The following is a 12,728-nucleotide window of genomic DNA, read 5'->3' as shown; positions in this document are numbered from 1 at the left end:
ACTATAATAAAACATATCCTATATGTTATATGTGTAATGTTTACATATAAAGGGGAATATACTTTAGGAGGGATTGCAATGGTTCAGTTAATCGTAGGCGAAAAGGGCAAGGGTAAAACAAAATTTCTTCTGGACAAAGTGAATAATGAGGTAAAGGATGCGCATGGCAGCATCGTATATCTGGACAAGAGTCCCAAACACATGTATGAATTGAATAACAAAATCCGTCTGATCGTAGTTCCTGACTACATGATCGATTCCAGCGATGCATTTCTCGGATTCGTCAGTGGCATCATCTCTCAGGATCACGACCTCGAGCAGATGTATTTTGACAGCTTTTTGAAAATTGCAAACCTGGAAGGTCAGAACATTACAGGCGTTGTTGCAAAGCTGGATGAGATGAGCGAAAAGTTTGGCGTGGATTTCGTACTCAGCGTTTCCCGGAATGAATCCGAACTGGACGACAGCTTAAAGTCCAAGATCATCGTATCCATCTGATAAAATGAGTTTATTGAAACAGGAGATCTCAGCTTACCGCCAGCCGGAAGCTGGTCTACTCTGAAGAAAAAGCCCCGGAGGAACTCTGCCGGGGCTTATTTTTGGAAAAAGCCGGAGGTTTTTTATTTGGCAGCAAGACAGAATAACGGAAATATCAGACAGTACCGCAAACCCTTCAATATCAATCTCGGGACGTTTATCTTTTTCCTGATTTTTGTTTATATCATTATCTGCGTCGGAATTTATCTGTTCCGGGATCAGAAGGTCGTCGCCTACCGCGTACAGGAGGGCGCACTGTCTGTAGATAATATTTATACGGCCATCGCCCTGCGCGATGAAACGGTTGTGACAAGCTCCTACAACGGCTATATCAACTATTATGCCCGTGAAGGGGAGCGTGTCGGTGCCAATCAGCTTGTTTGCACCGTAGATGAGAGCGGTCAGATCAAGGAAATCTTAGACGAGCAGAACGCGGACAACACCTCCCTGTCAGGAAGCGATATGCGCGAGCTGCGCACCAGTATTTCTGGCTTCTGCGCGAATTTTTCCCCACATGAGTTCAACAGCGTCTACAACTTCAAATATGAGCTGGAAGGCACTGTTTTAAAACTCGCTAACATTAACGTACTGGAAAATCTCGAGGTCATCAACAATGCAGCGAGTACGCAGCCGGTCAATCTCTGTTATGCGCCGGAATCCGGCATTATTACCTATTCGATCGACGGTTATGAAGACAAAGCACCCTCCGATTTGACTGACGCTGACTTTCAAAAAGACAACTACGAAAAAACGCAGCTGATCAGCAACGAGCTGACCTCTGCCTCCGATCCGCTCTACCGACTTTCCACCAGCGAAAATTGGAGAATCGTAATTCAGGTCGACCGCACGACAGCAGCGCAGTTAGAGAACGAACAGTACGTCAAAGTCCGTTTCCTCAAAAACCAGTATGAATCCTGGGGACAGGTTTCCATCATCGACAACGGCGGCGAGGGAAATGTCCTGGCAGTGCTGGAATTAAACAATTCCATGATCACCTTTGCAACCGACCGTTTTCTCGACGTGGAAATTTTATCTGACTCCGAGAGCGGTTTAAAGGTTCCCCTTTCCGCGATCACGACGCAGGAATTTTTCCTGATCCCGAAGGATTATATCACAAAGGGCGGAAGCAACGGCGCAACCGGTGTCCTGCGCGAAACGGCGGGAGAAAACGGCTCCCTGACGACGGAATTTGTTGCGACACAGATTTATCAGGAAAACGATGAGAATTACTATCTGGACGATTCCTCCCTGCGCGTCGGCGACCATTTGATCAAACCGGAATCGACGGAAAGCTATACAGTATCCCAGACTGCTTCCCTGACCGGTGTGTTCAATATCAACAAGGGCTACGCCGATTTTAAGGAAATCCAGATTTTAAAGCAGAACGACGAATACGCGCTGATCAAATCCAACACCACCTACGGTCTGAGCGCCTACGATTATATCGTGCTCGACGCTTCGAGCGTGGACGTAGATCAGCTGATCAATGAATAAATACAGACCCTTTACCCAAAACAGGACGATAGGGATGGAGCAGGAACAGCATGATTACACAAAATCTGAAACAAACACAGAACAATATCGCAGAAGCCGCGAAAAAATCCGGGAGAACCTCCGATGACATCCTTTTGGTCGCAGTCAGCAAGACAAAGCCGCTTTCTGCCCTGCAGGAAGCCTACAACGTAGGGATCCGCGATTTCGGGGAAAATAAGGTGCAGGAGCTGTGCGATAAATACGACCAGCTTCCCAAAGACATCCGCTGGCATATGATCGGACATCTGCAGCGCAATAAGGTAAAATATCTGATCGGAAAAGTGACAATGATCCATAGCGTCGATTCCCTGCGCCTCGCGGAGGAAATCAGCAAAGAAAGCGTCAAGAAAGACGCGCAGACAGATATTTTACTGGAAATCAACTGTGCCGGGGAGGAGAGCAAATTTGGCATCCGCCCGAAGGATACCCTCGCGCTGGTGCGGCAGATCGCAGTTCTTCCAAATGTCCATATCCGGGGGCTGATGACGGTTGCACCGCTTACACAGACGCCGGAAGAGAACCGGGTTTATTTTCAGCTGATGAAGAAATTATCTGTTGACATCGCACAGGAAAGTGTTGATAATGTTTCTATGGACGTTTTATCGATGGGCATGACCATCGACTACCAAACAGCCATTGAAGAAGGTTCCACCTGTGTGAGAGTCGGTACTGGGATATTCGGTACTCGGACAGTGGCCGATATGGAATAAAAGGAGAATGTTTCGAAAATGGGATTGATGGACAAATTTTTGGGCTATATGAAATTAGGCGACGATGAAGATGATGGATACTATGATGATGAATATGATGATTATGACGAAGCGCCGGTAGAGAAGAAACCCAAAATCAAGAGCATTCAGAAGGCTGATTCCTATGAAGAAGAGGAACGCCCAAGAAAAGCGCTTCAGAAAGTAACTCCCATGCGTCCTGCACCGCGCAGATCCGGCGTACCCGGTATGAACGTACAGGTCATTAAGCCTACCAGTGTAGAAGACGCCAGAGAAATTACCGAAACACTGCTGGAAAACCGCACTGTCGTTCTCAATATGGAAGGGCTTGACATTGATATTGCACAGAGAATTATCGATTTCGCGTCTGGGTCCTGTTACGCAATCGACGGTCATCTGCAGAAGATTTCGCATTTTATTTTTATTATTACCCCTGCAAGCGTTGATATTTCCGGCGATTCTCAGGAAATTATCGGCGGCGCATTCGATGTCAGGGATGTCTGATGCAACCAGCGCAAAGACTGCACAGCATCGGATTTATTCATGACAATAGAATGCTCGCAGAGCGTACATTCTATTGTTTAGGCGGACAACCTGCCATTCTGGCAGGTTGTCCCTGTTTTGTCCGGAACTTTTCCCGAAGGAGGTTAGTGTGAAAAATAAGCGTGATCGCTTATTTTTCACACAGCTATTTGTGCCGCAGGCGTCACAAAGTAGCTGGGATCGCAGAGCCGAGCTGGATGCTCGCCTCGCGATTCCTTCGGCACAAAGCGCCTGCGGAATGGAGGTTTTCATGAAAGAAAAACTGACGGTATCCTGTGAAGGAAAGCCCTGCTATGATATTGTGCTGACGATCGGCTTTGAAGAGCTTGCAGGCGCGGCACTTTCGGTTTCTGCACCGGAGCGTAAGATCTGCATCGTTACGGACACAAATGTTGCCCCACTTTATGCTGAGCAGGTCAAGGAAGCTTTTTCCTCTGCCTTTGCACAGGTAGAAGTGTTTGAATTTCCGGCAGGCGAAGAGAATAAAACCCTCGCCAACATCCAGACTTTATACGCTTTTTTAATTGAGCATCATTTTGACCGCAAAGACATGCTCGCAGCCCTCGGCGGCGGTGTGGTCGGCGATATGACCGGTTTTGCTGCAGCAACCTATCTGCGCGGCATCGATTTTATCCAGATCCCGACAACCCTGCTCGCCCAGGTGGATTCGAGCATCGGCGGAAAGACGGGCGTAGATTTTGATTCCTACAAAAATATGGTCGGCGCGTTCCATATGCCGAGACTCGTTTACATGAACCTCGACACCCTGCAGACGCTGGACGCAAGGCAGTATTATTCCGGCTTTGCAGAAATCATGAAGCACGGTCTGATCAAAGATGCGAAATATTATGAATGGCTGATCTCTAACATGTATGAAATCTGCGAACGCGACCCGGAAACGCTCCTTTCCATGATCAAGCGCAGCTGCGAGATCAAAAAAGAGGTTGTGGAAAACGATCCGACCGAACAGGGCGAACGCGCGCTCTTAAACTTCGGACACACGATCGGTCATGCAATCGAGAAAAACAGCGGCTTTCAGATGCTGCATGGCGAATGCGTCGCCCTCGGCTGCGTTGCGGCTGCCTATATTTCCTGGAAAAAAGAGCTCATCGAGATGGAAGAATACTACGAGATCCGCGACATGTTCGTTCCCTTCAACCTTCCGATTTCTGCAGATGACCTGGATGTTGCAAAAATCGTAGCACTGACCAAGTCCGATAAAAAGATGCGCGGCGGCAAAATCCGTTTTGTCCTGTTAGATCGGATCGGACATGCACGGATCGACGATACCGTAACCGATGAAGAGATGACAGCTGCCATCGAAGAACTGAACTTTAAGGATGAGGACTGATATGAATTTTTCTGCGAAAAAAATGTTTTTTATAGATCTCCTGATCACAATTATCGGTGTTTTGTTTGACCAGTTCACGAAACACCTTGCTGTCCTTCGCTTAAAGGATCAGGCCCCGGTTTCGCTGATTCCCGGCGCTTTGGAACTTCGCTATCTGGAAAACCGGGGTGCCGCATTCGGCATTTTACAAAATCAGAAAATCTTTTTTGTACTGATGACGAGCTTGATTTTGCTCGCCTGCATCTATGCGCTCTGGCGCATGCCTGCCGCACGGAAATATACCATGCTACATATCCTCGGGGCGATTTTGATGGCAGGAGCGCTCGGCAATTTCCTCGACCGTATCCGGCTGGATTATGTCGTGGATTTTATCTATATCAGCCTGATTGACTTCCCGATTTTCAACGTAGCTGATATTTATGTAACGTTTGTCTGCGCGGCCGGTCTTTGTCTCGCCTTTTTCGGGCATTTCGAGGAAAAGGACTTTGACTTTTTAAAACGAAGGAAACCGGACTCAAAAAAGGAAGCATAATGGAAAACCCGATACAGGAAACAACTGATTTATTTCGATTTCAGATTACCGAAGAACAGGAAGAAGAAAGAGTCGATAAGTGCATTGCAGCGCTGATCGACTCTTTATCTCGTTCTTTTATCCAGAAAATGATCAAGGAGGGGCGCGTCTGCATCAACGGCTTGCCTGTCAAAGCAAGCTATCAAGTCAAGGCAGGGGATGACTTATCTTTCCTGTTGCCCAAAGCTCAGGAGCCGGATATCGAGCCGGAAGACATCCCGTTGGACATTCTCTATGAGGACAGCGACGTTTTGGTTGTCAACAAGCCAAAGGATATGGTCGTCCATCCGGCTGCCGGGCATTACAGCCACACCCTCGTCAACGCCGTACTGTATCACTGTAGGGGACAGCTTTCCGGCATCAACGGCGTGCTGCGCCCCGGAATCGTCCACAGAATCGATAAGGATACGACTGGCTCTGTCATCGTCTGTAAAAATGATGCCGCCCATCAGGCGCTTGCCGTGCAGTTTGCAGACCACACGATCACGCGTCGCTACCGGGCGATTGTACACGGCGTGCTGACCGACGACGAAGGCATCATCGACGCGCCGATTGGCAGGGACAATGCCGATCGCAAAAAAATGGCGGTCAACCAGGTGAATGGCAAACGCGCCGTCACCCATTATACTGTCCTGAAGCGTTTTGAACGCTTTACTTATATCGAATGTCGTTTGGAGACCGGGCGCACCCATCAGATCCGTGTCCACATGGCGTCAATCGGTCATCCGCTTTTGGGAGACAGCGTTTATGGTCCGAAAAAATGCCCGTTTCCAAAGCTCGAAGGGCAGACGCTGCACGCAATGATCCTCGGCTTTGTCCACCCGCGGACAGGAGAGTATATCGAAACCAGTGCGCCGCTGCCGGAATATTTCCAGAGACTGCTCGATCTCTTATAAGCTGCAGAATCTGCATCGCAGAGCACGCATTCTATTGTATTGCGAATGGCACGTGTGAACAGTAACATTTTTCGAGAAAATTTAAAAAAATCAAGTTAAAATACTTGACAGCATTTAGGTGGAATGCTATTATACTGAAGTATGCCGCGTAACGAGGTATAAGTGCGCTGTAACAGCGCCACCAAAGTTAGCGAGTAACGTTAATTATTTTAACGCTTGACAGGAGGTGTCCCAGATGTACGCAATTATTGCAACAGGTGGCAAACAGTACAAGGTAGCTGAGGGCGATGTTCTGAAGGTTGAGAAGCTTGGCGCAGCAGCCGGTGAAACTGTAACATTTGATCAGGTAATCGCAGTAAGCAATGACGGCTTAAAGGTCGGCGCTGACGTAGCAGGTGCAACCGTAACCGCTACTGTAGTAGGCGAAGGCAAAGGCAAGAAGGTCATCGTTTACAAGTATAAGAGAAAGACCGGTTACCACAAGAAGAATGGTCACAGACAAGCATACACTCAGGTGAAAATCGAGAAAATCAACGCTTAATCATCAGATTTTGCGACGGTATGTTTTATGACGACGATTCTAATTCGAAAGACAAAGGATTCCTATCAGGGGTTTAACTGCATCGGGCATGCCGGTTATGCGGATGCCGGTTCAGATATTATCTGTGCGGCGGTTTCCGTACTCGTTTTCAATACGCTCAATGCGATCGAAAGTTATACGGACGATACGATGAATGTAGTGACAAACGACGAGGCAGGCCTGGTTGATGTAGTATTTGAATCCCCGGTCAGCGATCGGGCAAAGCTTTTGCTTGATACCATGATCCTTGGTCTGACAGGCATTGAAAAACAGTACGGGAAAAAATTCCTGAGGCTGAAATTCGAGGAGGTGTAAACAAATGTTCAATATGAACCTTCAGTTTTTTGCTCATAAGAAGGGTGTCGGCTCTACCAAGAACGGCAGAGATTCCGAATCCAAGCGCCTTGGTGCAAAGAGAGCGGACGGACAGTTTGTAAAGGCTGGTAACATTCTTTACAGACAGCGCGGAACCAAGATTCATCCCGGCATCAATGTTGGCATCGGCGGCGATGACACATTATTTGCTAAGGTAGATGGCGTACTGAAGTTCGAGAGAAAGGGAAGAGACAAGAAACAGGCTTCCGTATATCCCGTAGAACAGTAAGCATTATCAAGGAACCATAAGCGGACGCACAAATGGGCGGGCCGCATTTCCAAAAAGGCCCCAGACGCACGTTTGGGGTCTTTTTATCGAATATGAAAAGAAGTTGCTTTTGCGACAAACCGCAGACATGAAAACCCTGCTGGACAGGTGTTTCATTATATCATTTGGAGAATCAGAGTATGTTTGCAGACAGAGCAAAAATATATGTCAGAAGCGGCAAGGGCGGCGACGGCCACGTTTCCTTCCGTCGTGAAAAATATGTTCCGGCAGGCGGTCCGGACGGCGGCGACGGCGGCCATGGCGGCGACGTCATTTTTATCGTAGACGAAGGCTTAAATACCCTGACCGATTTCAGACATGTTGGAAAATATAAAGCCGGAGACGGCCAGGAAGGCGGTAAGAAAAACTGCCGTGGCAAGGACGGCGACGATATCTATATCAAGGTTCCGGAAGGAACTGTTATCAAAGAATTCAATTCCGGCAAGGTCATCGCCGATATGTCCGGCGACAACCGTAAAGTCGTTTTATTAAAGGGCGGACGCGGCGGAAACGGCAACCAGCACTATGCGACCAGTACGATGCAGGCGCCGAAATATGCACAGCCCGGTCAGCCGGCACAGGAGCTTGAGCTGACACTTGAATTAAAGGTCATCGCAGATGTTGGACTGGTTGGATTCCCGAACGTCGGAAAATCCACCCTGTTATCCCGTGTCAGCAACGCAAGACCGAAAATCGCAAATTATCATTTTACAACCTTAAATCCGCACCTCGGAGTTGTCGATCTGCCGGATATGAAGAGCTTCGTCATCGCAGACATTCCGGGACTGATCGAGGGCGCTTCCGAAGGCGTCGGTCTCGGCCATGAATTTTTGCGCCATATCGAGCGTACCAAGGTGCTCATCCACGTTGTCGATGCAGCCGGAACAGAAGGACGCGACCCGATCACGGACATCTATGCGATCAACGCAGAGCTTGCCAATTACAGCGAGGAGCTTGCCAGAAAGCCCCAGGTGATCGCAGCCAACAAAACCGACGCGATTTACGATCTTGAAGAATCCCCGGTCGAACAGCTGCGCAAGGAATTTGGTCCCAAGGGCATTGATGTATTCCCGATTTCCGCAGTCAGCGGCAAGGGCGTCAACGAGCTGCTCTATCATGTCCGTCAGATGCTGGACGGTCTCGACGAAAAGCCGACTGTATTTGAGCAGGAGTACTTCCCGGAAATGGCACTTGCGGTTTCTGACGAACCTTATACCGTTACCTATGACGAACTCGAACAGGAATATGTCGTAGAAGGTCCCCGCATCGAAAAAATGCTTGGCTATACCAACCTCGAATCCGAAAAGGGATTTGCGTTCTTCCAGGGATTTTTAAAAGATGCCGGCATTCTGGACAAGCTGGAGGAGCTTGGCATCCAGGAAGGCGATACGGTTCGGATGTACGGCTTATCCTTTGATTATTATAAGTAAGAGAGGACTCCCATGAAGGAATTAAAAAGTAAGCAGAGAGCATATCTGATGAAGCTCGCAAGCAGCCTGGAACCGATTTTTCAGATCGGCAAATCCAGCCTGACCCCGGAATGCACGGCAGCAATTGCAGAAGCATTCAATACCAGAGAGCTGATTAAAATTTCTGTCCTGAAGAACTGTTTCGACGATCCCAGAGAAATCGCGGCTATCGTAGCAGAGCGCACACACTCTACCGTTGTTCAGGTCATCGGCAAGAAAATCGTTCTCTACAAAGAGAGCAAAGACCACAAAAAAATCGAACTTCCCCTGTAACAGTTATTTTACCCATGGATAAAGGCGGTAGCCTATGAGCAAAATCGGTATTTTAGGCGGCACCTTCAATCCGATCCATAACGGGCACCTGCTGCTTGCAGAGCAGGCGAGGTGCTTTTATGGACTGGATCAGGTTCTGTTCATTCCAAGCGGCTGTTCCTATATGAAACGGCAGGAGGAGATCCTGCCTGGAGAAATTCGTTTTCAGATGGTACAGCTCGCCATAGCAGATAACCCTTATTTTTGCGTTTCCGACATGGAAATTGTAAGAGAAGGCAATTCCTATACCTGTGAAACGATTACCCGACTGCATGCGCAGTATCCGGAGGACGAACTTTATTATATTGTCGGTGCGGACACGCTGTTCCAGATGGAATTCTGGAAAAATCCGGAGCAGATTTTTACTCAGTGCATTACGGTAGCCTCCGTTCGGCAGGGCAGGGAAGATTCTGCGCTGATGCTGCAGGCAAAATCCCTCGCGTCCCGTTACCGCGCGGATATCCGTTTCATGCCGTCCCTTCATGTAGAAATTTCTTCTACCCTGGTGCGGGATCACCTGCAAAAAGGAACATCCGTCCGTTATCTCGTCCCGGAACGCGTCCGCAGCTTTCTGGAAAAAAACGGGTATTACAGGGATGGAAAGGAGTCTTTTAAATGAAAGAGCCGGATCTGAAAAAAATACGTAAGGCGATGGAAAAAGAGCTCGACCCGAAGCGTTATGAACATACGCTCGGCGTCGCCTATACCGCGGCTTCCCTTGCAATGTGCTACGGCGCAGACTTAAACAGCGCGCTCATTGCCGGCATGCTCCACGACTGCGCGAAATGCTTAAGCAATGAAAAAAAGATTTCAATCTGTAAAAAGCACGATCTCCCGATCAATCCTGCAGAAGAAAAGAATCCTTTTTTACTGCATGCAAAGGTCGGAAGCTATCTTGCTTCCAAAAAATACGGTGTGACAGATCCTGATATCCTGAACGCGATTTTGAACCATACGACCGGACGGCCGGATATGTCCCTGCTGGAAAAAATCGTATGGCTGTCGGATTATATCGAGCCCGGCAGAAAACAGGCTCCAAATCTTCCGGAAATCCGAAGGATCGCTTTTGAAGATCTTGACAAAGCACTCATCATGGCGCTGGAGAACACCTTAAGCTATTTAAAGGGCGGAAATATGGAGATCGATTCCATGACACAGAAAACCTATGATTTTTATAAAAACGGAGGAAACGTATGACACAGGCAGCTAAAATGACGCAGCTTGCGATCGCAGCGCTGGAAGATAAAAAAGCCGAGGATATTACCCTGATCGACATCGCAAAGGTTTCCGTTCTGGCGGATTATTTCCTGATTGCAAACGGAAACAACCGAAACCAGGTGCAGGCAATGGCGGACAATGTAGACGAACAACTCACCAAAGCCGGCTATTCCTTAAAAAGCATGGAAGGCTATCCGACCGGAAACTGGATCTTGATGGATTACGGCGATCTCGTCGTACATGTGTTTGACCGTCAAAACCGACTGTTCTATGATCTCGAGCGTATCTGGAGAGACGGCGAGCAGATCGACGTGGATGCTTTTCTGGAAGAGAAGTGTGATTAATTCCTTTTATATCACGAACAGAAAGGGAAAAACCTGCAAATGGTTTTTCCCTTTTATCGTGAATAAGAGATAAATCTGAATGCGCCTCAAAAAACAGTTTTTACATCTGTATTGTAATTCCGACAAGAAAGGATTCCTCACCAGGAACAAGATCGAGATCACCGCCATGACCTTCAATGATTTTTCGGACAGAGGAAAGCCCGATTCCATGATCAGCAGATGTACCCTTTCGGGAGAGGAATGTTTTTCCCTCCTGCAAGGCCAGACCGTCATAAGTGTTTTCGATCTTCAAAAAGTACATAGTGCCTCTGGTTTCGCCTGCAATGAAAATGCGGTGCACCCCCTGTTTTTGGCGGCTGCACGCCTCAACGGCATTGTCCAAAAGATTGCCTAGCACCGTACACAGTTCCACATCGGTAAGCGGCATCTGATCAGGAAGATCGAGCCGCACCTGAAATTCTGTCCCTTGTATCTGCGCCATGCCGTAGTAGTATTCAATCAGCGCATTTACGACGGGATTTTTACAGAACGCAACATAGGAGTGACCCGATGTTGCCGCAACCTGTTCCTCAACCTGTAACAGGAAGGAGCAGATCTCTGTCTGCCCATGTTCAGAGGCCATGCGGTCTATGGTGCGCAGATGGTGTTTGATGTCGTGGATCAGCCTTCTGTTTTCTGCCGCTGCCTCAGAAACCTGACGGCTGTATTCGGTCTGCATAGAAAGCTGACGGATGACCTGCTTGCGTTCTTCCTGGAAAATCAGGCTGTTTCCATACCCTTCTATCACATCGCGCCAGAGGGAATAACCGATGGCGGCTGCTATGAAAAAGCTGCCCCATTCCAAAAACCAACCACCGATAACCGGCTCATAAACCGGCAGAAGGCGATCCCATATAAAGGCGCAGGTTGCGGCTGCCGCAGCATAGAAGATCGGCCTGCTCCGTTTTTCTCCTCTGTGAATGGCAAGCACAGCGATGATAAATAGATAGAGTGCAGATGCCGCCTTATACCAAAAGACCGATGCGGAGAAGAAACGAATAGCTCCAAGGGAGAGATGGGAAGCCATCATGCCATACAAAAACGCATATACCAGGAAGGCAGCGCCCACTCCATTACTGATGGCCGCAGGCAGGAAGCCCGGCCTGCATATCCGGTTTTGCAGAACCACAATCAGCCAGGTAACCAGATAGATACAGAACAGTTCAATCGTGTACCAGGGGAATATGGGAACAGCAGCCAGCATATGAAGCACAGGATAGGATGACAGGCCGCACATGGCAAGGCAGATCAGTCCGAACAGGAATGTATTTTTCTGTTTCATCCGGCGGCTGAAATAAAAGGACAGCAGCGCACAGACAAAGGTAACCGTACAGCCAAAAAGGCAGAATGCAAACCGGATTCCTCTGGTAGTATTTACCGCCAGCATCGTTCCGAAAGCAGGCGGATAAACAATCCCTCCGTAAAAGTGGTCATAGTTGCTGACCGCTATGGTGAGTGTGACCGGTTTTCCGCCATAAAAAGTGACCATGCGGTTTTGAACCAATGGCGTCCCCTGTGCCGGTTCCCCCATTTGCAGGATCAGGTCATGATCCAGATAAAGGTTGTAAGCAGAAAACACTTCCGGGATTTCCAGTGCATATGTTTCCTTCCGTTCCGGCAGGAAGAATGTCATCTGGTAAGTCCCGCAGCCATAGGGAGAAGGGTTTGCAGGGCTGGAGAAATTGGTCTGCTCTCCAATGGAAAGGTAGCGCATATAATGGCTTTCATCTTGTATTTCTTCCGGGGTCAAAAGCGCGTCAGGATAAAACGCCCAGCCGGATACCAGAAAGCGCACCGGTGACTTTTGAAGTTCTTCCTCTGAAAGCGCCAGAATCCCATTTGCCGCTTGGATTGTGTTCTGGCTATATTTATTATTGAACTGATACAGACCAAGAAAAAACAGGGATGAGCACAGGCAGACCATACATAAGGCAGCATATTTTTTTACCGCAGAAGATACCATC

Annotated in this window: 16 protein-coding genes; 15 read left to right on the top strand and 1 reads right to left on the bottom strand. The window is 48.4% G+C overall.

Annotated elements, in window-relative coordinates; translation table 11 throughout:
- Positions 1-78: 78 nt before the first annotated feature.
- The 15 genes from ACLTOQ_RS08715 (at position 79) to rsfS (ending at position 10,725) form a co-directional block, all read left to right on the top strand.
- Complete coding sequence (locus tag ACLTOQ_RS08715; protein WP_021916456.1) at positions 79-498, top strand: hypothetical protein; 420 nt, start codon at positions 79-81, stop codon at positions 496-498.
- A gap of 126 nt (positions 499-624) precedes the next feature.
- Complete coding sequence (locus ACLTOQ_RS08710) at positions 625-2,031, top strand: HlyD family efflux transporter periplasmic adaptor subunit (RefSeq protein WP_337560718.1); 1,407 nt, start codon at positions 625-627, stop codon at positions 2,029-2,031.
- A gap of 50 nt (positions 2,032-2,081) precedes the next feature.
- Positions 2,082-2,780 (top strand): YggS family pyridoxal phosphate-dependent enzyme, encoded by a 699-nt coding sequence (locus ACLTOQ_RS08705; RefSeq protein ID WP_117959747.1) that lies wholly within the window; start codon positions 2,082-2,084, stop codon positions 2,778-2,780.
- A gap of 18 nt (positions 2,781-2,798) precedes the next feature.
- Positions 2,799-3,302 carry a cell division protein SepF gene (locus ACLTOQ_RS08700; RefSeq protein WP_021916459.1) on the top strand — a complete coding sequence of 168 codons (504 nt, stop codon included), beginning with the start codon at positions 2,799-2,801 and terminating at the stop codon, positions 3,300-3,302.
- A 289-nt stretch (positions 3,303-3,591) separates the two neighbouring features.
- Positions 3,592-4,692 carry a 3-dehydroquinate synthase gene (gene aroB / locus ACLTOQ_RS08695; protein WP_412319269.1) on the top strand — a complete coding sequence of 367 codons (1,101 nt, stop codon included), beginning with the start codon at positions 3,592-3,594 and terminating at the stop codon, positions 4,690-4,692.
- A 1-nt stretch (position 4,693) separates the two neighbouring features.
- Positions 4,694-5,224, top strand: coding sequence for a signal peptidase II (gene lspA, locus ACLTOQ_RS08690; protein ID WP_412319268.1), 531 nt, complete (start codon positions 4,694-4,696; stop codon positions 5,222-5,224).
- Complete coding sequence (locus ACLTOQ_RS08685; protein ID WP_118762829.1) at positions 5,224-6,159, top strand: RluA family pseudouridine synthase; 936 nt, start codon at positions 5,224-5,226, stop codon at positions 6,157-6,159. Before lspA ends, ACLTOQ_RS08685 begins: the two co-directional genes overlap by 1 nt.
- 235 nt (positions 6,160-6,394) lie before the next feature.
- Positions 6,395-6,700: a 50S ribosomal protein L21 gene (rplU, locus tag ACLTOQ_RS08680; RefSeq protein WP_021916463.1), complete on the top strand. Its 306-nt coding sequence runs from the start codon at positions 6,395-6,397 to the stop codon at positions 6,698-6,700.
- Positions 6,701-6,727: 27 nt separating this feature from the next.
- The gene (locus ACLTOQ_RS08675) at positions 6,728-7,054 is read left to right on the top strand and encodes a ribosomal-processing cysteine protease Prp (RefSeq protein WP_021916464.1); all 327 of its coding nucleotides are present in this window, start codon (positions 6,728-6,730) and stop codon (positions 7,052-7,054) included.
- A gap of 4 nt (positions 7,055-7,058) precedes the next feature.
- The gene (gene rpmA, locus ACLTOQ_RS08670) at positions 7,059-7,343 is read left to right on the top strand and encodes a 50S ribosomal protein L27 (RefSeq protein WP_021916465.1); all 285 of its coding nucleotides are present in this window, start codon (positions 7,059-7,061) and stop codon (positions 7,341-7,343) included.
- 179 nt (positions 7,344-7,522) lie between these two features.
- Positions 7,523-8,812: a GTPase ObgE gene (obgE, locus tag ACLTOQ_RS08665; RefSeq protein WP_021914066.1), complete on the top strand. Its 1,290-nt coding sequence runs from the start codon at positions 7,523-7,525 to the stop codon at positions 8,810-8,812.
- 12 nt (positions 8,813-8,824) lie between these two features.
- Entirely contained in the window at positions 8,825-9,124 is a 300-nt protein-coding gene (yhbY, locus tag ACLTOQ_RS08660; protein WP_021914067.1) for a ribosome assembly RNA-binding protein YhbY, read from the top strand.
- A 34-nt stretch (positions 9,125-9,158) separates the two neighbouring features.
- Positions 9,159-9,782 (top strand): nicotinate-nucleotide adenylyltransferase, encoded by a 624-nt coding sequence (gene nadD / locus ACLTOQ_RS08655; protein WP_412319267.1) that lies wholly within the window; start codon positions 9,159-9,161, stop codon positions 9,780-9,782.
- Positions 9,779-10,360, top strand: coding sequence for a bis(5'-nucleosyl)-tetraphosphatase (symmetrical) YqeK (yqeK, locus tag ACLTOQ_RS08650; RefSeq protein ID WP_117959753.1), 582 nt, complete (start codon positions 9,779-9,781; stop codon positions 10,358-10,360). Before nadD ends, yqeK begins: the two co-directional genes overlap by 4 nt.
- Positions 10,357-10,725: a ribosome silencing factor gene (gene rsfS / locus ACLTOQ_RS08645; protein WP_308727598.1), complete on the top strand. Its 369-nt coding sequence runs from the start codon at positions 10,357-10,359 to the stop codon at positions 10,723-10,725. Before yqeK ends, rsfS begins: the two co-directional genes overlap by 4 nt.
- A 100-nt stretch (positions 10,726-10,825) precedes the next feature.
- On the opposite strand, the gene ACLTOQ_RS08640 is transcribed toward rsfS, so the two are convergent.
- Positions 10,826-12,727 (bottom strand): sensor histidine kinase, encoded by a 1,902-nt coding sequence (locus tag ACLTOQ_RS08640; RefSeq protein ID WP_412319266.1) that lies wholly within the window; start codon positions 12,725-12,727, stop codon positions 10,826-10,828.
- Position 12,728 lies beyond the last annotated feature (1 nt).

The sequence above is a fragment of the Gallintestinimicrobium sp. genome (genome assembly GCF_046968865.1).
GTDB classification, from domain to species: Bacteria; Bacillota; Clostridia; order Lachnospirales; family Lachnospiraceae; genus Gallintestinimicrobium; species Gallintestinimicrobium propionicum.
This window is presented reverse-complemented; position numbering and strand designations above follow the sequence as displayed.